A 22358-nucleotide genomic window follows, 5' to 3' on the forward strand; every position below is an offset into this window, starting at 1 on the left:
GGATCTCTAGGCATGAGGAAAAGTAAGGCAAGTTGTAGGGTTTGAAACTGAGTTCAATCCCTCTCTGGCTCACAATGGGGCAAAAAATGAGCCAGCCGTGATTGACTGGCTCAAGGGAAGCTCTCTTAGTTACTTGATCGGAATATAGATTTCGGTTTTCAAATTCTCAGGTTTAGTTCGTCTTGGGTCTCGATTCAGGTACACCTCAAAGCATGGTTGGTCTCGCAGTTCAAACCCACTGTCTGGTAGCCATTTCAAGAGTAAATAGCTGTAAGCTTCAGAGAGTTTCTCGTAAGTACCTTTGTGCAAGGCCTTGGCATATTTGCCACTACCTCTGGAATACAGGACTTCCGTAGACTTGCAATCGACAACGTTTATATTCATCTTTATGTCCTCAAAACTAGTGAGTTGTTGCCTTTTTAAGGCAGGAACTGTTTTTTGATGACGAATATATGATGGTGTACAAGAGAACTGCTTTCGTATCGCCTTATTAAAAGAAGCTTGGTTTTCATAGCCACAAGAAAAAGCAATCTCAGTCATGTTCTCAACCCCATAAACTATACTTTGAGCAGTCCTCTCTAAAAGCAGGCGCTTACGCATCGCATATACCCCCTCGCCATAATAGGCTCGGAACAAGTGATGAAAATGGTATTTAGAGAAGTAAAATTTTGATAATAGCTCTTCTATTACCACAGGCTGATCAAGGTGAGATTCTAAATACCTCACTACCTTCTCTAACCTGACATGGTTGTTCTGCATTATTTATACATCCATCCTATTTCGACATAGGTAGTGTCCTACACTGCGAGACTCAATGATTTTCCATTATTGCTAATTTGTCTGAAAGTTTAGATTCAAGACCGTTTTGCAAATGATGAGCCCAATACGATCAATCTCTATGATAAATGATCAGACGTTATTGGAAGTGCTCAAACTAAAATGTCCTCCGACAGGGATTGATAAAGTAATCACGTTTCTGTCGGCGAGGTCACTTTCTATTATCGCAAAACAGACAGCTCAAGCTTTATAAAATAATTGTTATGATATCTTATGTGAAATGTTAATGATTACTCTTCGTTTAATAGTTTCACTAAAGCTATTAGAGGTAAGATTAAATAGGTAAACCACCTAACTGATTGAATCATTGACGGATCCTGTTGATTTTATGATGAGAAGAAGGTGGGGCGAGTGAGTAGTCATGTCTCCGAGGTGATAGAAAACAAAGACAGTTTTGAACGTCCGTTTACGATCAAAATCCCGCGTCGCAAGTGGTTTGGTTGGAAAGGTATTGAACTGCGCTTGGTGTTGGCATTGGCTATGTTATCGATGACCACCATCTTCCTGTCAGTTGTATCGAGCTTCACCTTTGACGATTTAAACCAACGCCTTGTCGAATTAAAAGAGAGTGAAATCCCCGCCTTAGATAACGCTGCACGCCTCAATGACATGGTGCGTGTGATTATCACGACCTCATCTCAGCTCAGTGACGCTGAATCTAATTTAGAGCGTAAGCAGGCGATGCTTAAAATTGAAGAGGCCATTTCAGTGATGAATAGCGTTATGGTTCAGTTCCCTGATTATCACGCCTATTTTAAAGATCTTATCGCCCAAGTTAATAATAGTCTGAGCCTGTTGTATCAAAGTGAGATTGAGTCAGAACAACTCAATCAAGAACTTCGTAATTTGCTTGAAGGCTTTTATCCTCTATTGCAACAAGCCAGTGATTTACTCGATAGTTTACCTGAGTCAGCTAAAGATCAAATCCAATATACTCAGTTGAAATCTCTGCTTTATTACCAATTAGGCTTGGTAGAGAAGCTGTATAACGACTCAAGCTTTAATGAGTTGGATTACACTAGTTACCGTCTAGAGCAAGTCGGGGAAGAGTGGTGGAAGCTCTGGGTCAGTGGTGATTTAAGAAGTGATTTTCTTGAATTAGATCATCAACTCACGGTGATTTATAACCTTGCCTCAAGTGATAGCAGCTTGTATAGGATGAAAAACAAAGCGCTCGATCATCTCTATCAAGAGCAATATTTCCTGCAAAACAGCCGCGAGCATTTGAACCAATTAACCGTGCAGATCGAAAGCAACACCAGCAAGGTGAATAGCAATATTGACCAATCGATTCAGCAGGCGCAGCAATCTTTGCAATCTAACCAGCGTCTCTCTCTTTTTCTTTCTCTATTTAGCGTGTTGGCTGCCGCTGCTATTTCATGGTTCTACGTGCGTAAGAGTATTTTGGAAAGACTTTTACAGCTTAAAGACAACATGTTTGCGATTTCTACCGGCCATTTAGATACCGAAGTGTCCATTCGTGGCAAAGACGAAGTGACGCAAATGGCCAAGTACCTAAAGGTATTCCAAACTACGGCCAAAGCCGTTAAGCAAACCAACCGAAAATTAGAAGCTGAAGTGGAAGAGCGAACCCTAGCCGAAGCTAAACTTCGAGTGACTCAAGATGAGTTGATCCAAGCCGGAAAACTGGCTGCATTGGGGCAACTCAGTGTTGGGATCACTCACGAAATCAATCAACCTCTGACGGCTGTGAATAGTCACGTTCGAAGCGCTCAGCTCTGGCTCGGTAAAAATAGACCAGACAGAGCACAAGAGAATCTTAAAAAGATCGAAGCCCTGCTAGAAAAGGTGGCTGCGATAACTCGTCACTTAAAAGCCTTCTCACGTAAGAGCGATGGCAAGATTGATAACGTAGAACTGGAGAAGGTGATTGGTGATGCGATTGATCTGTTTGAAACCAGACAGAGCCCAGTATCGATTCAGTATTCGCCCCAAAGCTACCAGATGGTTCGAGCCAACAGCATACGCTTGGAACAAGTACTGGTGAACCTCATCAGTAATGCTCTGGATGCCATTGAGCATAAAGAGCAGCCTCAACTTAGTATTGCTACGCAAGAGCTTTCGAACACCATGCAGATTTTGGTCAAGGACAACGGGCTAGGTATACCTGAAGAAGATATCCCGTATTTGTTTGACCCATTTTATTCTAGCAAAACAACAGGTAAGGGGCTCGGGCTCGGCTTGTCTATCGCATACAACATAATAAAAGATTTTGGCGGCTCGATTCACGTGGAATCGGTTGAACACCAAGGCACCACCTTTATCGTCACTCTACCAAAAGGCACAGGTTCATGATTTCAGAAAAACACATAGTTCTTATCGACGATGAAATAGATGTCGTCGAAGCCGTGAGCGAAATGTTAGAGCTAGAAGGGTTTAGCGTTACCACTTTTACCGACCCTAACCTTGGCCTTAAATCGCTCAAAGCAAACAGCCAGTCGGTTGTATTGTGTGATGTACGAATGCCACAGGTGGATGGGCTTACGTTACTGAGTTCAATTCAACATAGAGCCGCCAACGTTCCTGTATTGTTGATGAGTGGCCATGGCGATATTCCCATGGCGATAGAGGCAATGAAGCTAGGGGCGTTCGACTTTTTAGAAAAGCCACTGAATGCGAGTGAGTTGGTAGAGAAGCTCGATTTAGCGTTGGCACAGTCTCAGCACAATTGCCCAGCAGCTACAGACGGTGATGAGGAAGCTGAGTTACCGATTGAAACGGTGGTTATTGGCCAATCAAAAGCGATGGATACGATACGCAAGCAAGTGCTCGCACTGTCTCATACTGGTGTTGATACCATCATCAACGGCGAAACAGGAACGGGCAAAGAGGTGATTGCTCGCGCCTTGCATCAATTTAGCCGTCGTAAGGCGAAGCCCTTTGTCGCGATCAACTGTGGCGGCATGACTGAAAGCATTATCGAAAGTGAGTTGTTTGGTCATGAAGCGGGTTCGTTTACCAGTGCCAACAAGAAGCGCATTGGAAAAATAGAACAAGCCAATGGCGGAACTCTGTTCCTTGATGAAATCGAAAGCATGCCAATTGCGGTGCAAATTAAACTGTTGCGCGTCATTCAAGAAAGAATGATTGAGCGCGTTGGTGGTAACGAGTTAATCCCGGTCGATATTGTGGTGGTAGCCGCCAGCAAAGCTGATCTCGCGAGCCTGAGTGAAACGGGGGAGTTCAGAGCCGATCTCTTCTATCGTCTTAATATTGCTAGCTTAAACCTTCCCGCATTGCGTCAACGCAAAGAAGACATTCAGGTGTTATTCCGCCATTTTGTGATTCAAGCGAGTCATAAATACAAGACGCGTCCGTCAACGATTTACCCTGAACAAATACAGCAGCTATGTCGACACGAATGGCCGGGTAACGTGCGTGAATTACGCAATGTCGCCGACCGATTTGTACTTGGTATTGTTGGTGATGGCTTCGATCTTCAATCACCAATTTGTGAAACGTCCGGAGAAGATTTTGCCTTTGAAAGACAGATGGAGCAGTACGAACGAAATGTTCTGACTGAGGCGCTTATTGAAAGCGCTGGCAACATTAACGAGGTATCAAGCAAGCTGAATTTACCGCGTAAAACCCTTTATCGAAAAATGAAGAAACACCAATTGGATAAAGAGAGCTTCAAGGCCTAGCTGGTTCATCCATTCGCTTAATAAAAGCACAAGACAACAATGACCCAATTAACTTTTAGTCGAATGGTTAACCGTTTCAAGTGATTGTAATAAAAGGGCTTTAACATTTGGCACAATGCGTGCAATCACTACGTTGTGGCATACGTTCACATGAGGTTATTCGGTGCTGAGTCAAAATATATATGACAGCTATCTATATATGACAGCTATCCAACACCGAATGATCGAATAAAGGAAGTTAGAAAAATAATTGCTTGTTGCAAGGAGATACAAACATGAAGCAAATACTGAAAGGTTCGATTGCTCTGATACTAGGCGTGAGCTCGATGACGGCATGGGCCGCAGCAGAATCAGCCGACTTAGGTCCTCGTCCCCTCTTTTTAGTGAACAATATGGATGAGAGCCCTTTGAAAACCAAGCTGTTGAGTTGCAGTGAAGGACCTTTTCACCGTAGTGATTTTTCTATTGGACATCGCGGAGCTGCGATGCAGTTTCCTGAGCACACCAAGGAATCCTACTTAGCCGCGATTCAAATGGGCGCGGGTGTCGTGGAATGTGATGTGACTTTCACTAAAGATAAGGCGTTGGTATGTCGTCACTCGCAAAGTGATCTACACACCACAACCGATGTTTTGGCACATCCCGATCTTGCTAAGAAGTGTTCGACACCGTTTACGCCAGCAAACCCTGCGACAGGCGAAGATGCGCAGGTTGAGTGTCGTACCTCTGATTTCACGTTGGCGGAGTTTAAGACTCTGAAAGGGAAAATGGATGGTGCGAATCCAAAAGCCACCACGGTCGAAGAGTACATGAATGGCACACCTGGTTGGAGAACCGATCTTTACAGCCAAAGTGGCACACTGATGACACACGCAGAAAGTGCGGCATTGTTTAAAGAGCACGGCGTGAAGGTGACTCCTGAGCTAAAATCGGCGGCGGTAGAAATGCCTTTCAATGGCTTTAGCCAAGAGATGTACGCGCAGAAGCTGGTGGATGAGCTGAAAGAGGCGGGTTTTGAGCCTTCAGAGACTTACCTACAGTCATTCAACTTAGATGATGTTAAGTACTGGGTTAATGAGACGCCTAAGTTCGGTAAGCAAGCCGTTTATCTTGACGACCGTGTCTATGAGCAAGCGGACTTTGTCGCGTCTGTTGAAAACATGAAGGAGCTACACGATGCGGGCGTGAATATCATCGCACCACCTCTGTTTGCTTTGGTTGAACTTGATAAGAACAACGAATTAGTGGCGTCTAACTACGCGAAACTGGCTAAGGATGCAGACCTCGACATTATCGCATGGACACTGGAACGTTCTGGCCCGCTAGCGCAAGGCGGTGGTTGGTATTACAAGAGCGTGAAAGATGGCATCAACAATGATGGCGATATGATGAAAATGCTTGATGTGTTGGCACAAGATGTTGGTGTGATGGGCGTATTCAGCGATTGGCCTGCAACGGTAACTTATTACGCTAACTGCATGGACAGCGACGCATAGGCGATTCTGAGAGCGCTGTTACGCCTGCTAATTATAGCGTTTGTATAGAGAGCGCTTAGCCAAAGAATAATAAGAGAAAAAGCAGTGAACCAAAGGGCCTTCGGGCTCTTTTTTACCACCGAAATTGGTGGGACATAAATGACCCAAATAGAGACTTCTCGGTTGGACAGTAATGACACAAAAGTAATTTGCCAATTTAGATTTTTCTTTAAGTGATTGAAATAAAATAAATTAAAAGGTGGCACAAAGGCTGCAATAGTGAAGGTGACTTTCAACAATAAGTAAAAGTAAGGTTTGAATATGAAAATCAGTGTTAAAGGACTGTTAATCGCTAGCTCATTACTACTTCCTTCAATGGCTATGGCAAGCGACTGCTCTAGCCGTGGTGTGTTAGACGATCGATACTGTGATGAAAACCAAGATTTGGTGGCCGATTCACCAAAGAACCCAGATGAGTGGAACGACCCAAGTACGCTTGTGTTTACTTATACGCCAGTAGAAGACCCTGCGTTGTACAAAGATGCGTTTGCGGATTTCCAAGCTCACCTAAGTAAAATCACGGGTAAGCGAGTGATTTACTACACAGTTCACTCGAACTCTGCGCAAGTAGAAGCGATGCGTTCTGGTCGACTGCACGTTGCTGGTTTCTCTACGGGTCCAACAGGCTACGCAGTTAACTTAGCAGGTTACGTTCCAATTGCGGTGAAGGGCGATGAGTCTGGCTTCCAAGGCTACAACCTAATCACGATTGTTCGTAAAGACAGCGGCATTAACAAAATGGCTGATCTGAAAGGCAAAAAGGTTGCACACACTTCTGCATCTTCCAACTCTGGCAACCTAGCTCCACGTGCGTTATTTCCAGCGAAAGGCCTAGTGCCAGATGAAGATTACAAAGTGCTTTACTCAGGTAAGCATGACCAATCGATTCTAGGCGTCTTCAATGGAGATTATGACGCAGCACCTGTGGCATCGGACGTGTACGATCGTATGGTAGCAGCAGGTCGTGTTGACGATTCTGAACTGAAGATCATCTACCGTAGCCCACGCTTCCCAACGTCTGCGTTTGGCTATGCTTACAACCTAAAACCAGAACTGGTTGAGAAGATCAACGAAGCTTTCTTTAGCTACCGCTTTACACCAGAAATGAGCGCATCGTTTAAAGGTGCCGACCGTTTCTCGCCAATCAGCTACAAAGAAGAGTGGGATGTGATTCGTGATATCGCTCATGCGACAGGTACGGCTTACACCAAAACTGGCTTGAAGAAATTGGCTGAAAAAGATGCGGCTAAACGAGCAAAGAAAAAAGCCGCTGAGCTAGCAAAACAAGCAAACAACGGCTAGTTCTTTTTTATTAGAAGACTAAGTTTTAGAAAGACTTAGTTCTTTAAAAACACCTACTTCAACTAAATATCTATGCCCTCGCGGGTAGGGCATAGATCATTCTAAAATTCGCACAAGGAAATGCAGTATGGCCGTAGCAAGCTATGAAGGAATAAAGATAAACAACCTTTTCCACGAATACGTGGCGGGCAAGCCAATCCTTAAAGGCATTAATATTGATATCGATGAGCCAGGTATCATCGCGATCATTGGTCCATCTGGTACCGGTAAAAGTACGCTTCTGCGCTGTATCAACCGACTCAACGATCCAAGCCAAGGTGAGATCATATTTGATGGCGCAGACCTGACTCAACTAAAAGGCCAAGCGCTACGTAAACAGCGTCGACATATCGGTATGGTGTTTCAAGAATATAACCTCGTGGAACGTTTAACGGTTATCGAGAACGTGTTGAGTGGCCGTTTGGGTTACATGACCGCTTGGAATGCATGGCGTCGTAACTACTCTGCGCAAGACCTCGCCAAAGCGTTCGAGTTACTTGAATTTGTTGGCCTGCAAGACTTTGCTAACCAACGTGCCGACAGTTTATCGGGCGGCCAAAGACAGCGTGTCGGTATCGCTCGCGCCGTTATGCAAGACCCATATATCTTATTGGCGGATGAACCGACGTCATCACTCGACCCGAAAACAGCGGTTGAGATCATGGAGTTGATGGAGACATTCGCAGAGCAGAAAAACATTCCCGTGTTGGTTAACATCCACGATGTGAACTTAGCCAAGCGTTATGCCAAGCGCATCATCGGCATGTGTAACGGTAAAGTTCATTATGACGGTAGCCCTGAAGGGATCTCAGAAGAAGATCTAAAAATCATTTATGGGGGTGAGTCATGGCTGGATTAAACCCAAGCTCGTCGCCAAGTATTCCATCAAGCGCATCGCCAGCGAAGCATGAAAACCCGTTCAAAACTTCATGGACTAACCGAGCCATTATCGCTGCGATAGTTGCTTATCTGTTTTACAGTTTCTCGACGTTAGGGCTGACCTTTGATCGTTTGATCATCGGCTTTGGTGAAAGTGAGCGGTTACTATCAAGAATGTTTCCGCCTGATTTTTCGCGTACTAGCTTACTGCTGAGTGGATTAGCGGAAAGCTTACAGATAGCGATCATTTCGAGTTTCTTCGGCATCATCATTTCACTGTTCCTTGGCTTACTTGCCGCAAGAAACATGATGCCTTCGATTGTATCGACACCTATTCGTGGCTTCATCGCACTGTGTCGTTCTTTCCACCCAGTGATCATCGCAATTCTATTCGTGAAAGCGGTCGGCTTTGGTGCCCTTGCGGGGATCCTGACTTTGGTATTCGCATCGATTGGTTTTATTGCCAAGCTTTTCGCTGAAGCCATTGAAGAGATCTCTTTTAAACCGGTTGAAGCGATTAAAGCAACGGGGGCGAGCTTTGTCAGCGTCATTCTGTACGCGGTTATGCCACAGGTATTTACTCGTTTCATTGGCTTTGCTAGCTACCAATTGGACTCAAACTTACGTAACTCAACCATGGTTGGCATTGTGGGTGCGGGTGGTCTTGGCGGTACGCTTTTCTCAGCATTCCAACGTTTTGATTACGACTTTGTCGCCGCTATTTTGATCACCATTATCGCATTGATTCTTGTGGGTGAATTTCTTTCCAACATTGTTAGGAGAATCTTCTAATGACAACTGCATCTATCGATAAAGAGTGGCAGCGCTTTACACCAAACGAACGCGTGGCTCGATTTGCCGTTTACCTTAGCTTAGTGTGTGCGATTGTTTGGTCTTGGCAAACCGTTGAAGTAATTCCTGAGTTCCTATACGACGCGCCAGCCCAGTTTGCCGACATGTTCGAGCGTATGGTGCCAATGGATTACGCGTTCTATCCTGAGTCGATTCACGCAGCGATGATTGAGACACTGCACATCGCGACGTTAGGTACCTTGTTTACCTTGGTATTTGCTATCCCTTTGGCGCTGATGAACGCGCCAAATATCACTCCGAATAAAGCTTTGAATTGGATTGCTCAATTCTTTCTCGTGTCTTCACGTTCTGTGAACTCATTGGTTTGGGCATTGCTGTTCATCGCACTATTTGGCCCCGGTGTTCTCGCAGGCATTATGGCAATTGCTATTCGCAGTATCGGCTTTGTAGGGAAGCTGTTAGCGGAAGCGATTGCTGAAGTGAACATGGGGCCTATCGAAGCTCTGCGTGCAACCGGCGCTTCTTGGATGAGTATCTTGCTTAAAGGGTATTGGCCACAAGTGATGCCCGCATTCTATTCCATCGTATTGTTCCGTTGGGACATCAATGTGCGTGAATCTGCGGTATTGGGGTTAGTAGGCGCTGGTGGTATTGGCGTGGTGCTAAACGATGCGCAGAACCTTTTTGAGTGGCAAAAAGTTTCGATGGTATTAGTGAGTATCTTCGCAGTGGTTATCGTTGCAGAAGCAGTGGTGATCCACATCCGTAACAAACTCATATAAACATATGGTGCAATGCAGCGTGTTTTGTGTGATGTGTCAAAGTTAAGAGCTTATCTAGCATTTTGAAGCTCAAACGACCCTAGGTACTTCGGTCTACCTAGCGGTCGTTTTTTTATGTTGTTTGAATGGGCAGAAAGCTTGTTTAGACAAGGATGGTTAGCTTTTCGCTGTCTCACTTTTAAGCGTCAGAAGTGCATCCACAAATTCTGCAAACCCATAGCCACCCGGCTGCGACATCACCTTACTTGGATGATGATCTAACTTATCCCAATAATGCTTAATGTTTGCCACGCCAACGGTGAGTGGCAGTGACTCGAACATCTGTTGATCGTTCATTGAATCGCCGACATAGCAGGCCTGATTGTGGATTTTCTCAAGCGATAAGCCTTTATCAGCCAGGAAACGGTGCACGGCGTTTTTCTTTGAGTGTTCGCCATACCAAGCATTGATATGAATCGAACTTGCCGTCGCGTGTGCGCCTAAAGCGTGTATTCTTTCGAGTACCGCTTGAACAGTTTCAGGATCAACAGGCTTACGGTTTTGGCCGATATCAATCGCGACCTCACACAAGCGGTAAGATTGATCCAAAGTTAGCGAGAGGTCGGGGTAACTCAACAAGATCGCTTCAACTTCTTGTTTTAGCTTTGCTTGGTTCTGACGCACTTGTTCTAAAGGTGTTTCCGATGAAAGCTGTAATGCACCATCTTGTTTCTCTAATAAGAAGGCGCCGTTCTCTCCAAGTACAGCATCGACAGGCCATAGTTGTGCAATATGATCACACCAACCCGCACAAGCGCCAGTCACCGCGACCACTTTGATTCCATTGTCTCTTAGCTTTTGTAACGCAATCAAGGTTTCAGGAGGGAGTGAACCTTGCCAAGTGAGCGTGTCATCGACGTCGGTTAATACCCATTCGATGTGCTTCCAGTTATTGCCTAGTTGGTGTTCCATCTAAAAACTCACTATTCCATTGACTGTGTTGCTTAGAGTGAGCAGTTCGTCGTTAAACGTCTACACTCAGTTTTGCTAATTAATGCTGAGCTGTGTTTAGAAGACACAATGCTTACCAAAGTCACCGGCTTCATTGGCAGTCCAGTCGCCTTTCGGTTTCTCTTTCATATCAGTACACCAAGCTTCACTGCCCACTTCTGTACAGGCCATAAGTTGAGTCGCGAGAAATAGAATTAATGCAATTTTTTTCATAATAAACATTCCTTTGTTGTTTAAATTCTTGCTTATAACTGTATCAAATACTACTAAGGATTGTTATAGCAGTCAGTGACATAAGTTGGTCAAAACGATCTAGGATTGGGCTGTGTTTTAAGGTTGGAAGGGAACGCGTGTTAGACAGTCGTGACAGTCAAATCAAAGCAATAGGTTGATTGATAAATTGATTGAGGTGTAGATCGAAAAAGCCAGCAACGCATGCTGGCTTTGGAATTCTTGTGCGCTTCTATTCGTCAGTGCGCTTTAACTATTAGTCGAGTTATACCAGTTTCATCTCTTGGATGATGTCTGAAGCAATTTCTGGCTTCGTGCTCGTTGGTTTCTCGTGTAAGTCTGATTTCAATTGTCCCTTACGGTTACTTAGGCCTGCTTCAAGTTTCTTGAGTGCTGAAGCGATAGCTGGATACATAACGTCATCTGTAGCTTTTGCGTTTACACGTACACCTTCGTAGTTGGTGAACACTTCAACCTGGTGTTGACCATGTTCTTTTGTGATGATGATGTCGCAGCTGATCAGTGATGGGAAATGGTTAGATATCTTCTCGAATTTACCTTCGATGTCTTTGCGTGACTCGTCGTTAATTGATACATGATGTGTTTGAACATTTATTTTCATAAATCATACCTTTCCAATGACTGTGTCATTTAAACGTAGCAAACATCGGTTAGTTTAACCAACTGCGAAATAGCACATGTGTGATTCACTTCAGTGTTATCAAATAATCTCCCTTTACTCCCTTGAAAGTCCGAAGAACTGATCGCATATTATGTTTCGTGTTTTCAATACATGTTCAAAAATACCTCACTCGCGAAGCATTCCTCTAATCTACCTTGCCAGCCTAGGTTTTATCGCCTTAACCAAACGTCAGCTCAAATACTTATTCTAGTTTAAGTTTTATAAATCATTGCTAGTTTGATGCCGATATTGCTTTCTTATTAAATCACTGCAGTTGATATAAAAAGTATGGTTTATATAAAAAAGCAAAGCTCCGTGAATGCGACTATTGAATAAGGCAACTCTTGGTTGCCTTTATAGCGCCATCTGGTTTTAGCAATAGCTATTCTTCAAATTGGTAAGAAGAGGGCACCACAATGACGCCTTGTTTCGATATGTGAAAGCGTTTAGCGTCGGCAAGGTTATCAATACCGATTTGGGTGCCATCTGGCACTTTGACGTTCTTATCTATGATGCAGTTTTGTATGTGGCAATTTTTCCCAATCTCAACATCTTCAAACAGAATACTATCAATCACAATCGCGGCATTACTGACTTTCACTTTCGGGAAGAAGATAGAGTTTTGCGCAGAGCCGCCTTCGATCACTACGCCATTCGCTATCATTGAGTTGATGAATATTCCTTGGTTTCCTTCTACAGAAGCAATGGTGCGTGCAGGTGGCAGTTGCGGCTCGTAGGTGCGAATTGCCCAATCTGGTTGGTATAAATCGATAGGTGAGGCTGGCTTTAACAGATCCATATTAGACTGGTAGTAAGAGTCGATGGTACCCACATCTCTCCAGTACGCATCTTGGGTCACTCGGCCTTCTTCGTCGCCAAACTTATACGCGTAAACACTGTTGTTGCCGACCAATTTAGGAATAATGTCTTTACCGAAATCATGGCTTGAATTCGGATCTTCGGCATCCGTCAGTAGCGCTTGTGTTAATACCTCTTTATCAAAGACGTAAATACCCATTGAAGCCATGCTTCGAGTCGGCCTACCGGGGACACATGCAGGGTAGCGTGGCTTTTCGGTAAAGTTATTGATCTCTAGAGATTCATCTATCTCCATCACACCAAATTCTTTGGCTTCATCAATCGAAACCTCCATGCACGCTACGGTTAGATCGGCCTCGTTCTTTTTATGTTGCTTGAGCATTGGCGCGTAATCCATGCGATAGATATGGTCGCCTGATAACACCACTACATGCTTAGCTTCGCTACGAGAAAGCAGATACAAGTTTTGATAAATCGCATCGGCAGTACCGCTATACCAACTATCACCTGTACGCATTTGTGGGGGGACATTGGTGATGTATTCGCCGAGCTCGGGGTTAAGCACCGACCAACCATCTCTTAAATGTTTTTGTAAAGAGTGAGACTTGTACTGAGTCAGCACCAAAATTTGGCGCAGCCCAGAGTGTAAGCAGTTCGCGAGCGTGAAATCGATGATCCGATATTTACCGCCAAAAGGTACCGCAGGTTTTGCACGGTTATCGGTAAGGGGAGAAAGCCGAGAGCCAACACCGCCGGCCAGAACGATTGTAAGAGTGTCTTGCATGGTCAGAACCTCAATGTATTTATGATTATGAACATAGACTTGCAAGCGCTGAGCCAAATGTAACTCATTGAATATTAAACGAGATGAGAATGAATTCTGCGAGATTGCACCAAGTTGATGCGTACGAGGTGTTGGCTTGCTCTATTTTGATCCAAATAGATCCGGGCAAGGTGAATGGGTTAAATTAACGAAATGACGCACGGGAAAGTTGCATTACAAAACTGTCAATAAAATGAAGCAATAAAGTGATCAAGTAGATGCAAATTTACATAAGTTCTCACAAGTTTTCACAAATTGATTTCCATCAATAAAGTAGGGTTATTATATGCTACCTTGCACGCAAAATAAGAAATGATTACTCATTCACCAATAACGATTAAGCCCTCAAAAGGAAATTATAATGAAAAAAACAGTATGTGGTATTGCGGTTATTGCGGCTCTTATGTCAACTAGTGCTTTTGCTCATAAAGAGGGTGATTTCATCATCCGTGCTGGTGCCGCAATAGTGTCTCCTAACGATAGCAGTGGAGATGTTTTGGAGACATCGGGTTCAAAATTTGGTGTGGATTCAAATACCCAACTTGGATTGACATTTGGCTACATGTTTACAGACAACATCAGTCTCGAGATTCTTGCAGCGACGCCGTTCTCCCATACAATTTCTACAAACCATGGTGGTTTAGGTGATATCGCCGAGACAAAACATTTACCACCAACGTTGATGGTTCAGTACTACTTCGGCGAAGCAAACAGCAAGTTCCGTCCTTACGTAGGTGCTGGTATTAACTACACCGTATTCTTTGACGAAGAGCTTAATGGTGCAGCTAAAGATGCTGGTTTAAGTGACTTGTCTCTTGATGATTCGTGGGGACTGGCTGCGAATGTTGGTATGGATTACATGATCAACGACGACTGGTTTTTAAACGCATCCGTCTGGTACGCAGACATCGATACTACAGCCAAGTACAAGGCTGGTGGGAAACAGTACTCAACAGACGTTGATATTGATCCATGGGTATTCATGATCGGTGGTGGTTACAACTTCTAATCAACATCTTTAGTTTGTTAAAAGCGCTCAAGCTCCAGCCAGCTTGGGCGCTTTTTTATTGATAAGTGATCAATTTAACACTTGCTTCACAATTGCATAGTATTTAATTGCACAATATTCGATCGCATGTAATGTTTGAACGGCTCAAAAAACGAACAGAAAATAAAGCCTGTAGTTAGGTGTATATCTAATTACGGTTAATAATCAAGGAGATGATTGTGCTTAAACGTAACTTATTAGTAGCTTTACTCGCGATTCTGCCTACGATGGCAAGTGCAGAAAACTATTCAATCGGTACAGGCGGTCAAAGTGGTATCTATTACCCATTTGGTGGCGCATTAGCTAAAGTCTGGTCTGAAAACGTACCGGATGTGAATGCAAAAGCAGAAGTGACAGCAGCGTCAGTCGAGAACACCATCAAGGTTGTACGTGGCGATATGATCGCCGGGATTGCAATGGGTAACGTGGTTCTGGATGCCTACAATGGCGAAGGTAAATTTCCTAAGAAAATGCCAGTGAAAACGCTGTTTGCTCTATATCCAAATCTAGTTCATACCATCACTCTTAAAAACTCTGGTATTGATTCATTATCGCAACTCAAAGGTAAACGTGTTTCCCTTGGGGCCCCTGCTAGTGGTACGGCAGTAACATCTGCAGCACTACTTGAGTCGATGGGTATTGATGTGAAAAAAGATATTGATGCGGTTTACCTTAATTACTCAGAAACCACTAATGCTTTGGCGAATGGTCAAATCGATGTGGGTTTCATTGTTGGTGGTCAAGGTGTTGGCGCGGTAACACAGATTGCGTTAACTCACGACGTTAAGGTGATTTCTATCTCTGAAGAAGAGAGTGCTAACTTCATGAGACAATATCCAGCCTACAGTGCTTACGACATTCCAGCAGGTGTTTACAATAAGGTTGATCCAGTATCGACACTTAGTGTGTGGAACGTATTGGTGGTTAATGCCAACATGAGTGATGACATGGCTTACAATCTGACTAAAGCCGCTTTTGAGAACATCGGTGATATTCGTAAAGTCGTGAAAATGGCTGAAATGACCACACCAGAGAATGCTTCTCGACTGCAAGGCGTACCGATTCATGCTGGTGCTCAGAAGTACCTAGATTCGGTAAGCAAGTAACATCTCTACCTCAGGGCAAGTGAAATCTCACTTGCCCTTTTTATCAATTCGTTCTTATCCAGCAGGCATTAATATGGATATTACCCCTGATAATCAAAATGCGTCACCCCAACTATTACCCTATGAAAAACTCGTGAAAACAATGGGTTATTTGACTTTAGTTGTTGCAGTAGCACTGTCGGCTTTTCAGATATGGCAAGGCGTGAGTTCAACGATCTCGGCAACCTATTTTAGACCCATCCACTTGTGTTGGGTATTGGTATTGATCTTCCTTCACTTTCCATTGCTCTCTAACCGAAAGAACAAGCTCTTTATTGTGGGCAAGCTGATCGATGTGATCTTGTGTGCCGTGGTGGTGTTTGCTGGCTACCGTTTATGGATATTCGATTATAACGACATCAATCATCTGTTTTATGGCCTTCAATTTGCTGACATGTTTGCTGGTAGTGCTTTGTTGGTACTGCTGCTAGAAGGATGCCGACGTACTGTTGGTTGGGTGATGGTGTTAATCGCAGTGTTGTTCCTTGCGTATAGCGCGTTCGGTGACATGCTGCCAAGTGGTTTTTCTATTAAGGCTTACACGCTACAAGAGCTGATTCAGTTCCAGATTTACTCCGCTAATGGTGTATTTGGTTCTGCGTTAGGGATCGCCGCGACAACGGTATTCATCTTTGTGTTGTTTGGTGCATTTCTAGAGGTGACCGGAGCCGGTAAATTCTTTATTGATCTCGCATTCTCAATCGCCGGTAAATACCGTGGCGGCCCTGCGAAAGCCGCGGTATTGGCATCGGCAGGTTTGGGTTCTATTTCTGGTTCTGCGATAGCGAATACGGTGACCACAGGCTCAATTACGATCCCTATGATGAAGAAGCTCGGTTATAAACCAGAGCAAGCCGCAGGTATTGAAGCTGCCGCCTCTACGGGTGGGCAAATTATGCCACCAATTATGGGGGCTGGTGCGTTCGTGATGGCGCAGTTTACTGGTGTGCCTTACAGCGAAATCATGATCGCATCGATTGCTCCTGCTATTTTATACTTTTTCTGTACTTTGCTTTACGTTCATCTAATGGCGTGCAAGTTGAACCTCAAAGCTGTAAGCAGAACAGAAGCCGTGGTTTCGGTGATGAAAGATGGCGCTCACCACCTGATTCCGTTGATCTTGATAACGGCACTCTTAATGATGGCTTACTCACCGTTGCTAGTTGGTGTTGCGGGTTGCAGTGCAATTCTACTAACCGCGGCGCTGCGTAAACACAGTCGAATCGGATTGAAGAAATTCATTGAAGGGATGAAAAATGGTGCACTGATGGCGTTGCCGATTTCTGCAGCGTGTGGTGCGGCGGGCATTATTGTTGGTGTGGTAGGGCAAACAGGAATCGGTTTGCAGTTTACTCAGTTTGTGATGGACTTCTCTGGTGGCTACATGCTTATTGCATTGGGCTTAATCAGTTTAGTGGCTTTAATTTTGGGTATGGGCTTACCTGTAACAGCGGCGTATATTGTGTTGGCGGTTATGGCTGTACCAATGCTAAGCGATTTTGGCTTACCATTGTTAACTGCTCACCTTATCGTATTTTGGCTGTCTCAAACCTCGAACGTAACGCCACCTATAGCCTTGGCTGCTTTTGCTGGGGCTGGTGTAGCGAATGCTAACCCAATGAAATCTTCGGTAGAAGCGTTCAAGTTGGCGGGTGGTCTGTTCATCATCCCAATTATGATGGCATACACAAGCCTTGTGAATCCTGACGACGGAATGCCAGCGTTGCTTTTGTCAATCGTCCAGACGCTGACTATTATTGTCGCGATAGCGATCGCAATTGAAGGGTATTTGATTCGTTCACTGAGCATGGTTGAGCGCTTAGCAGCATTACTTGCCATTCCACTATTGCTACTCAATCCATTCGGGCTAGGACCTTTGGGGATTGTAATTATTGTCGCACTGATTGTGATTCAATGGCGTGGTCGAGAGATCGCAAAACAAACCTAGTGTTTATCGAGTTCGGACAAAAGAAAAAAGGGACCTTTACTATGTATAGTAAAAGTCCCTTTCTCTATACATCAATTAAACAAAGACGTTACGTAAGTTAATCACTGAAACTTACGGTTGTTGCTTAGTTGGTGCTAGAGCAATCTCACGGATACATACATTCTGTGGTTGTTGGTAAGCGTACGATACCGCGCGAGCAATATCGTCAGCAGCCAATACGCCGCCCATGTCTTCTTTCCAAGAATCGTAACCGTCTTTGATCTCTTGAGATGTTGTGTGAGACAGAAGCTCAGTTTCTACAGCACCCGGTGCGATAGTGGTAACACGAACATTTGAAGCCGCAACTTCTTCACGAACGTTCTCAGAAATCGCGTGAACAGCGAACTTAGTACCACAGTAAGCTGCGTGGCTTGGGAATGTTTTCTTACCCGCGATTGAGCTGATGTTGATGATAGTACCTGTATTGCGTTCCATCATAGGAGCAAGTACAGATTGCATGCCGTTTAGAAGGCCAATCACGTTCACGTCGAACATTGTCTTCCACTCTTGAGCGTCTTGAGTATCGATTTGACCAAGAAGCATTGCACCAGCGTTGTTGACAAGCGCGTCTACAGGGCCAAATTTCGCTTCACCTTGTGCGATTGCTGCATCAAAAGACGCTTTGTCTGTTACGTCTACTTTTACTGACAGTGAGTTTGGTAGGTTCAGCGCTTCAAGGCGGTCAACACGACGAGCTAAAAGTAGCAGAGGGTGACCTTCATCGCTTAGACGACGAGCGATTGCTTCACCAATACCAGAGCTTGCACCTGTAATTACGATTAGTTTTTTCATTTTATTTCCTCTGTACTTTAATTGCGTCGGTTGGCTACGACGTGTTGTTTAAGTGCATTCGAATCAAGTGCTTGTTGCCTTGCTTCGTTGCGATGGAAGTATATTAAGGAAAATAGCATTGTTGATATATAGCGCTTTACTTGAAACACTGTTGCTGTGGTGCAACAATAAAGGCGTCTATCTCATAACTTCATTAGTAAGCTGGTGACTATGCTCAATCAAATTAACCTGTCTGATATTCGCTCCTTCGTGCTTATCGCTCGTTTAGGTAATTTCACCAAAGCGGCAGAGGAGTTGGATGTGTCTCGTTCCCACGTATCACGCCAAGTGAGTAGCCTAGAAAAGCAGATGGGTGTAACACTGTTTATCCGCACCACTCGAACCTTGAGGCTGACGCACGCAGGGCAAGATCTGTACGCGAGATGTGAGCAAGCCCTCGATAACATAGACCAAGCTCTGATTGCTGCTGTGGACGATGTCGAAGAAGTACGTGGCGACATAAAAGTAAACTGTGTCGGTGGTTATCTTGGTGAAGTGATCATCGCGGATTTGGTGAATGAGTTTATGCAGCTCTACCCAGACATCAGCATCAGCCTTGATTTCAGCAGTAACCGAGTCGATTTGATTGAAGACGCCTTTGATATCGCTTTTCGTATGGGGAGCCTAGAAGACGCGGGCTTTATCGCAAGAAAGCTTTTGGACATAGAGATGGGAACGCTCGCAAGCCCTGAGTATTTCGCTCGCAAAGGGAAGCCAAATCACCCTAAAGATCTGATCCATCATGATTGCTTAACTGGCTCAGTGCGCAAGTGGAGTTTTCAAGCTTTGGATGACACCAAGAAAATGGTCGATGTGCATGTGACGGGCAGGCTGCAATGTAAGAATGGACGAGTGTTGGTACAGGGCGCCAAGTCGGGCAATGGGATTATTCGTGTTCCAACCATCTATTGCTTGCAAGAACTCAACGACGGGCAACTGCTGCAAGTGTTTGATGAGTGGATAGTACCTAAAGTGGACTTTTCAGCGATCTACCATCGAGACCGCTATCAACCAAGTCGAATTCGAACCTTCATTGATTTTGTGAAAGGCCGTTTTGATCAAATGCCAGTCAGCTAAATAGTGCGTGCTGACCATTATTTGGAATAGAGCAGATTCGCGTGGGCTTACATCTCGTCGATTTCGTTTTGTAGGTTTTCCAGCTGGTCTAGAATCAACAAGAACTTCTCACCGAACGGTGTCACTTGGTACTCAACTCTTGGTGGCAGTTCGTTGAACATTTGCTTATCTAAAATCCCGAATTCTACATTTCGCTTCAAACATTCATTCAATACCTTGGTCGATAATCCTTCTACTGACCGCACCATTTCACCGGGGCGATTAATACCATTTGCCAGTAATTGGTAAACCGTTAGCGACCATTTACAGCCGTAGATGGTTTCGACCATGCGAGCTGAGCGCTCTGGTGTTGATTTTCTTGAAAAAAAGTTTTCCTGATTTTTCATAAAGATGTACCAATAAGTACCTACCTAACCGATTTGTACTTACTATTCATGGTGTTAGTTCAAAGCCTAAGATTACCACGTTCACATGACTTAGGAGATAACAAAATGAACTTCACTAAAAATGGTATTGCAGTCGTAATCGGTGGCACAAGTGGTATGGGCTTTGAAACAGCGAAGCAGTTAGTCGCTCAGAGCATCCATGTGTTGGTTGTCGGCAATAACCCAACTAAGTTAGATAAAGCGGTGTCAGAATTGCAATCGTTAGGTCACGCTTCAGGTTGGCAAGCTAACCTTTATGATGATGCGAGTGTAGCTAATCTCATTGCGCATCTAGAGTCGCTTGAAGAGGGTATTGGTTACCTTGTTAATGCGGCGGGCTACTTCAACCCTAAAGCGTTTATCGAGCATCAAGAATCTGATTACGAGCAATACATGCAGCTCAATGAAGCAACCTTCTTCATCACTCAAGCGATAAGTAAATTGATGATCAAGAACGGCGGTGGCAGTGTGGTTAACGTTGGCTCTATGTGGGGTAAGCAGGCAATCAAAGCGACGCCATCTTCTGCCTATTCAATGGCTAAAGCTGGCTTGCACGCATTAACACAGCACATGGCAATGGAACTGGCTGAACATAACATTCGTGTAAATGCGGTGTCTCCGGCTGTGGTTAAAACGCCGATTTACGAATCTTTCATTAAACCGGAAGAAGTGGATCAAGCGCTAGAGGGTTTCAATGTGTTCCACCCGATTGGTCGAGTCGGTTTGCCGAAAGATATCGCCAATAGCATCTCTTTCTTACTGTCAGACAGTGCTGATTGGGTAACGGGTGCAATCTGGGATGTTGATGGCGGTGTGATTGCTGGCCGCAATTAATTAGGATTCTTTTAGGTGGCTGTCGCGCAGGAAATAGCGGCGAGATGGCCTCCTTGATGAGTATTCGCGTAGAATAAAAGCTAGAAAGATAACAAGAATAATTAAAACGATAACAAGAGTAAGGTCGCCATTATGTTCAACATGGACTTTTCAAAGAGACTGGTTATAGAAACCGAGACATTAGATTGGATCGCGAGCCCTGCCAAAGGGGTATGGCGTAAGCCGCTTGAAAGAGAAGAGAAAGAATCAGGTCACACGACCAGTGTTGTGAAGTACGATCCTGAATCTTCGTTTTCTGAGCACCCGCATCCGCAAGGCGAAGAGATATTCGTATTAGAGGGTGTGTTCTCAGATGAAACTGGAGACTTCCCAGCGGGCACTTATATCCGTAATCCCCCGGGCAGTGCGCATTCTCCATCAAGCAAAGATGGCTGCACGATCTTGGTGAAGCTTAATCAGTTTGATGCGAGAGACTTAACTCAAGTTCGTATCAATACCCTAGAAACGGAATGGCTTCCGGGCATCGGTGGCTTACAAGTGATGCCGCTACATGTTTTTGAGCACGAAAATGTGGCCTTGGTGAAATGGCCCGTTGGTGAGCGCTTTCAGCCACACCGTCATTTTGGTGGTGAAGAGATCTTTGTGTTGTCAGGCACTTTTAAAGATGAACATGGCGTGTATCCAAAACACACTTGGATGCGTAGCCCTCATATGAGCGAGCATTTCCCTTATGTGGAAGAAGAGACGGTTATCCTAGTGAAAACGGGTCACTTGCCATTGGATTAAAGGAATGCTCAATATAAAGATGAGAAAGCCGCATTGTTGTGAACAAGCGGCTTTTTTAGTTTTTATATATGAATTGACTAGTAAGCGACACCAATACGTTGACGTGGGAACTTGCCAGCTTCGAGCTCATCAATCATCGCAATCGCGTAGTCGCTGACTGAAATTTTGCTGTTGCCATCTTCGTCGGTGAGCAGCTGATCACCACCTGTGCGGTAGGTTGATAGCTTATCGCCCGGGAAAATTTCTGCTGCAGGGCTAACAAACGTCCAGTTAACCTCGCTGTTCGATTGCTTGAACACTTCAAGAGCTTCACCCTGTGCTAGTGCTTCGTTTTTGTAATCTGCTGGGAAGTCAGGAACGGTCACTAACGGTACGTTTGGCGCCACTTCTAATGAACCTGCACCGCCAACCCAAAGCAGGCGCTCGATACCAATGCTTGGCAGTGTCTCAAGCAGCTTAGTCGCTGTGCTTTTTACGATGTCGTGATTACCCAAAGCACGTCCGCCAATCGAAGTGATTACTGCATCAACGCCGGATAGTGCGATTGCAAGGCTTGCTGCTTCATCTTGTAAATCAAATGAACGAACTTCAACATCGCTGATTTCTACACGGCTTGCATCTCTTACGACAGCAACCACGTCGTGACCACGAGATTGAGCTTCTTGAGCGATGTGACTACCAATCCAACCTGATGTGCCTAATACTGCAATTTTCATAATGTCTCTCCAATTATCTAATTTATTGAGTCTGTTTCTCGACAGCCATTGCAGTCTAATAGCTCACTAGATTGCGATAAATATCGTGAAATGATGTAGATTGTATCTATAC

21 protein-coding genes are annotated in these 22358 nt (G+C 44.6%); 13 read left to right on the plus strand and 8 right to left on the minus strand.

The window, feature by feature from the left end:
• Nucleotides 1–129 precede the first annotated feature (129 nt).
• The gene (locus AB4180_RS20480; RefSeq protein WP_102250167.1) at nt 130–759 is read right to left on the minus strand and encodes a GyrI-like domain-containing protein; all 630 of its coding nucleotides are present in this window, start codon (nt 757–759) and stop codon (nt 130–132) included.
• Between the two features lie 420 nt (nt 760–1179).
• Between AB4180_RS20480 and AB4180_RS20485 the strand changes: the two genes are divergently transcribed.
• The 7 genes from AB4180_RS20485 to phnE (AB4180_RS20515) all read left to right on the plus strand — a co-directional run bounded on the left by AB4180_RS20485 (nt 1180) and on the right by phnE (AB4180_RS20515) (nt 9852).
• The gene (locus AB4180_RS20485) at nt 1180–3153 is read left to right on the plus strand and encodes an ATP-binding protein (protein WP_102250166.1); all 1974 of its coding nucleotides are present in this window, start codon (nt 1180–1182) and stop codon (nt 3151–3153) included.
• On the plus strand, nt 3150–4502 hold the full coding sequence (locus AB4180_RS20490) for a sigma-54 dependent transcriptional regulator (RefSeq protein WP_102250165.1): 1353 nt from the start codon (nt 3150–3152) through the stop codon (nt 4500–4502). Before AB4180_RS20485 ends, AB4180_RS20490 begins: the two co-directional genes overlap by 4 nt.
• A gap of 275 nt (nt 4503–4777) precedes the next feature.
• Complete coding sequence (locus AB4180_RS20495) at nt 4778–5998, plus strand: glycerophosphodiester phosphodiesterase family protein (RefSeq protein WP_029225621.1); 1221 nt, start codon at nt 4778–4780, stop codon at nt 5996–5998.
• 300 nt (nt 5999–6298) lie between these two features.
• A complete protein-coding gene (phnD, locus tag AB4180_RS20500; protein ID WP_029225622.1) occupies nt 6299–7339 on the plus strand; it encodes a phosphate/phosphite/phosphonate ABC transporter substrate-binding protein in 1041 nt (346 codons plus the stop codon).
• Between the two features lie 127 nt (nt 7340–7466).
• Nucleotides 7467–8237, plus strand: a complete 771-nt coding sequence (gene phnC / locus AB4180_RS20505) for a phosphonate ABC transporter ATP-binding protein (RefSeq protein WP_004732991.1) — start codon at nt 7467–7469, stop codon at nt 8235–8237.
• On the plus strand, nt 8225–9049 hold the full coding sequence (phnE, locus tag AB4180_RS20510) for a phosphonate ABC transporter, permease protein PhnE (RefSeq protein ID WP_017102055.1): 825 nt from the start codon (nt 8225–8227) through the stop codon (nt 9047–9049). Before phnC ends, phnE (AB4180_RS20510) begins: the two co-directional genes overlap by 13 nt.
• Nucleotides 9049–9852 carry a phosphonate ABC transporter, permease protein PhnE gene (gene phnE / locus AB4180_RS20515; RefSeq protein ID WP_076675284.1) on the plus strand — a complete coding sequence of 268 codons (804 nt, stop codon included), beginning with the start codon at nt 9049–9051 and terminating at the stop codon, nt 9850–9852. The genes phnE (AB4180_RS20510) and phnE (AB4180_RS20515) overlap by 1 nt, the downstream gene beginning before the upstream one ends.
• Nucleotides 9853–10008: 156 nt before the next feature.
• Here the strand turns inward: phnE (AB4180_RS20515) and AB4180_RS20520 are convergent, their stop codons facing one another.
• The 4 genes from AB4180_RS20520 to glgC all read right to left on the minus strand — a co-directional run bounded on the left by AB4180_RS20520 (nt 10009) and on the right by glgC (nt 13358).
• A complete protein-coding gene (locus tag AB4180_RS20520; protein WP_102250164.1) occupies nt 10009–10803 on the minus strand; it encodes an HAD-IIB family hydrolase in 795 nt (264 codons plus the stop codon).
• Between the two features lie 96 nt (nt 10804–10899).
• Nucleotides 10900–11055: a DUF3012 domain-containing protein gene (locus AB4180_RS20525; protein WP_102250163.1), complete on the minus strand. Its 156-nt coding sequence runs from the start codon at nt 11053–11055 to the stop codon at nt 10900–10902.
• A 283-nt stretch (nt 11056–11338) separates the two neighbouring features.
• On the minus strand, nt 11339–11695 hold the full coding sequence (gene hpf, locus AB4180_RS20530; protein ID WP_009846260.1) for a ribosome hibernation-promoting factor, HPF/YfiA family: 357 nt from the start codon (nt 11693–11695) through the stop codon (nt 11339–11341).
• Nucleotides 11696–12137: 442 nt separating this feature from the next.
• Nucleotides 12138–13358 (minus strand): glucose-1-phosphate adenylyltransferase, encoded by a 1221-nt coding sequence (glgC, locus tag AB4180_RS20535; RefSeq protein ID WP_102250185.1) that lies wholly within the window; start codon nt 13356–13358, stop codon nt 12138–12140.
• Between the two features lie 400 nt (nt 13359–13758).
• On the opposite strand from glgC, the gene ompW reads away from it, so the two are divergent.
• The 3 genes from ompW to AB4180_RS20550 all read left to right on the plus strand — a co-directional run bounded on the left by ompW (nt 13759) and on the right by AB4180_RS20550 (nt 17538).
• Nucleotides 13759–14406, plus strand: coding sequence for an outer membrane protein OmpW (gene ompW / locus AB4180_RS20540; RefSeq protein WP_009846262.1), 648 nt, complete (start codon nt 13759–13761; stop codon nt 14404–14406).
• A 212-nt stretch (nt 14407–14618) separates the two neighbouring features.
• A complete protein-coding gene (locus tag AB4180_RS20545) occupies nt 14619–15551 on the plus strand; it encodes a TAXI family TRAP transporter solute-binding subunit (protein ID WP_017102057.1) in 933 nt (310 codons plus the stop codon).
• Nucleotides 15552–15624: 73 nt separating this feature from the next.
• Complete coding sequence (locus tag AB4180_RS20550; protein ID WP_102250162.1) at nt 15625–17538, plus strand: TRAP transporter fused permease subunit; 1914 nt, start codon at nt 15625–15627, stop codon at nt 17536–17538.
• A 111-nt stretch (nt 17539–17649) separates the two neighbouring features.
• Here the strand turns inward: AB4180_RS20550 and AB4180_RS20555 are convergent, their stop codons facing one another.
• Complete coding sequence (locus AB4180_RS20555; protein ID WP_017100834.1) at nt 17650–18369, minus strand: SDR family oxidoreductase; 720 nt, start codon at nt 18367–18369, stop codon at nt 17650–17652.
• A 210-nt stretch (nt 18370–18579) separates the two neighbouring features.
• Here AB4180_RS20555 and AB4180_RS20560 point away from each other — a divergent pair, with 210 nt between their 5' ends.
• Nucleotides 18580–19485: a LysR family transcriptional regulator gene (locus tag AB4180_RS20560; protein ID WP_029225470.1), complete on the plus strand. Its 906-nt coding sequence runs from the start codon at nt 18580–18582 to the stop codon at nt 19483–19485.
• 47 nt (nt 19486–19532) lie between these two features.
• Here AB4180_RS20560 and AB4180_RS20565 read toward each other — a convergent pair whose 3' ends face one another.
• Entirely contained in the window at nt 19533–19871 is a 339-nt protein-coding gene (locus AB4180_RS20565) for a helix-turn-helix domain-containing protein (RefSeq protein ID WP_017100832.1), read from the minus strand.
• Nucleotides 19872–19976: 105 nt separating this feature from the next.
• Between AB4180_RS20565 and AB4180_RS20570 the strand changes: the two genes are divergently transcribed.
• Both AB4180_RS20570 and AB4180_RS20575 read left to right on the plus strand, forming a co-directional pair.
• Nucleotides 19977–20744 carry an SDR family NAD(P)-dependent oxidoreductase gene (locus AB4180_RS20570; protein WP_102250161.1) on the plus strand — a complete coding sequence of 256 codons (768 nt, stop codon included), beginning with the start codon at nt 19977–19979 and terminating at the stop codon, nt 20742–20744.
• Nucleotides 20745–20876: 132 nt separating this feature from the next.
• Entirely contained in the window at nt 20877–21530 is a 654-nt protein-coding gene (locus AB4180_RS20575) for a cupin domain-containing protein (protein WP_017101664.1), read from the plus strand.
• Between the two features lie 77 nt (nt 21531–21607).
• Here the strand turns inward: AB4180_RS20575 and AB4180_RS20580 are convergent, their stop codons facing one another.
• Nucleotides 21608–22246: an NAD(P)-dependent oxidoreductase gene (locus AB4180_RS20580; RefSeq protein WP_017101663.1), complete on the minus strand. Its 639-nt coding sequence runs from the start codon at nt 22244–22246 to the stop codon at nt 21608–21610.
• Nucleotides 22247–22358 lie beyond the last annotated feature (112 nt).

This window comes from Vibrio sp. 10N.286.49.C3, from assembly GCF_041469545.1.
GTDB lineage: Bacteria > Pseudomonadota > Gammaproteobacteria > Enterobacterales > Vibrionaceae > Vibrio > Vibrio tasmaniensis_A.

Bases quoted from the DNA above. Each gene is read 5' to 3' on its own strand.
- AB4180_RS20480 (WP_102250167.1), bottom strand. From the start codon at position 759: ATGCAGAACAACCATGTCAGGTTAGAGAAGGTAGTGAGGTATTTAGAA.
- AB4180_RS20490 (WP_102250165.1), top strand. From the start codon at position 3,150: ATGATTTCAGAAAAACACATAGTTCTTATCGACGATGAAATAGATGTC.
- AB4180_RS20495 (WP_029225621.1), top strand. From the start codon at position 4,778: ATGAAGCAAATACTGAAAGGTTCGATTGCTCTGATACTAGGCGTGAGC.
- phnD (WP_029225622.1), top strand. From the start codon at position 6,299: ATGAAAATCAGTGTTAAAGGACTGTTAATCGCTAGCTCATTACTACTT.
- phnC (WP_004732991.1), top strand. From the start codon at position 7,467: ATGGCCGTAGCAAGCTATGAAGGAATAAAGATAAACAACCTTTTCCAC.
- phnE (WP_017102055.1), top strand. From the start codon at position 8,225: ATGGCTGGATTAAACCCAAGCTCGTCGCCAAGTATTCCATCAAGCGCA.
- phnE (WP_076675284.1), top strand. From the start codon at position 9,049: ATGACAACTGCATCTATCGATAAAGAGTGGCAGCGCTTTACACCAAAC.
- AB4180_RS20520 (WP_102250164.1), bottom strand. From the start codon at position 10,803: ATGGAACACCAACTAGGCAATAACTGGAAGCACATCGAATGGGTATTA.
- AB4180_RS20525 (WP_102250163.1), bottom strand. From the start codon at position 11,055: ATGAAAAAAATTGCATTAATTCTATTTCTCGCGACTCAACTTATGGCC.
- hpf (WP_009846260.1), bottom strand. From the start codon at position 11,695: ATGAAAATAAATGTTCAAACACATCATGTATCAATTAACGACGAGTCA.
- glgC (WP_102250185.1), bottom strand. From the start codon at position 13,358: ATGCAAGACACTCTTACAATCGTTCTGGCCGGCGGTGTTGGCTCTCGG.
- ompW (WP_009846262.1), top strand. From the start codon at position 13,759: ATGAAAAAAACAGTATGTGGTATTGCGGTTATTGCGGCTCTTATGTCA.
- AB4180_RS20545 (WP_017102057.1), top strand. From the start codon at position 14,619: ATGATTGTGCTTAAACGTAACTTATTAGTAGCTTTACTCGCGATTCTG.
- AB4180_RS20550 (WP_102250162.1), top strand. From the start codon at position 15,625: ATGGATATTACCCCTGATAATCAAAATGCGTCACCCCAACTATTACCC.
- AB4180_RS20555 (WP_017100834.1), bottom strand. From the start codon at position 18,369: ATGAAAAAACTAATCGTAATTACAGGTGCAAGCTCTGGTATTGGTGAA.
- AB4180_RS20560 (WP_029225470.1), top strand. From the start codon at position 18,580: ATGCTCAATCAAATTAACCTGTCTGATATTCGCTCCTTCGTGCTTATC.
- AB4180_RS20565 (WP_017100832.1), bottom strand. From the start codon at position 19,871: ATGAAAAATCAGGAAAACTTTTTTTCAAGAAAATCAACACCAGAGCGC.
- AB4180_RS20570 (WP_102250161.1), top strand. From the start codon at position 19,977: ATGAACTTCACTAAAAATGGTATTGCAGTCGTAATCGGTGGCACAAGT.
- AB4180_RS20575 (WP_017101664.1), top strand. From the start codon at position 20,877: ATGTTCAACATGGACTTTTCAAAGAGACTGGTTATAGAAACCGAGACA.
- AB4180_RS20580 (WP_017101663.1), bottom strand. From the start codon at position 22,246: ATGAAAATTGCAGTATTAGGCACATCAGGTTGGATTGGTAGTCACATC.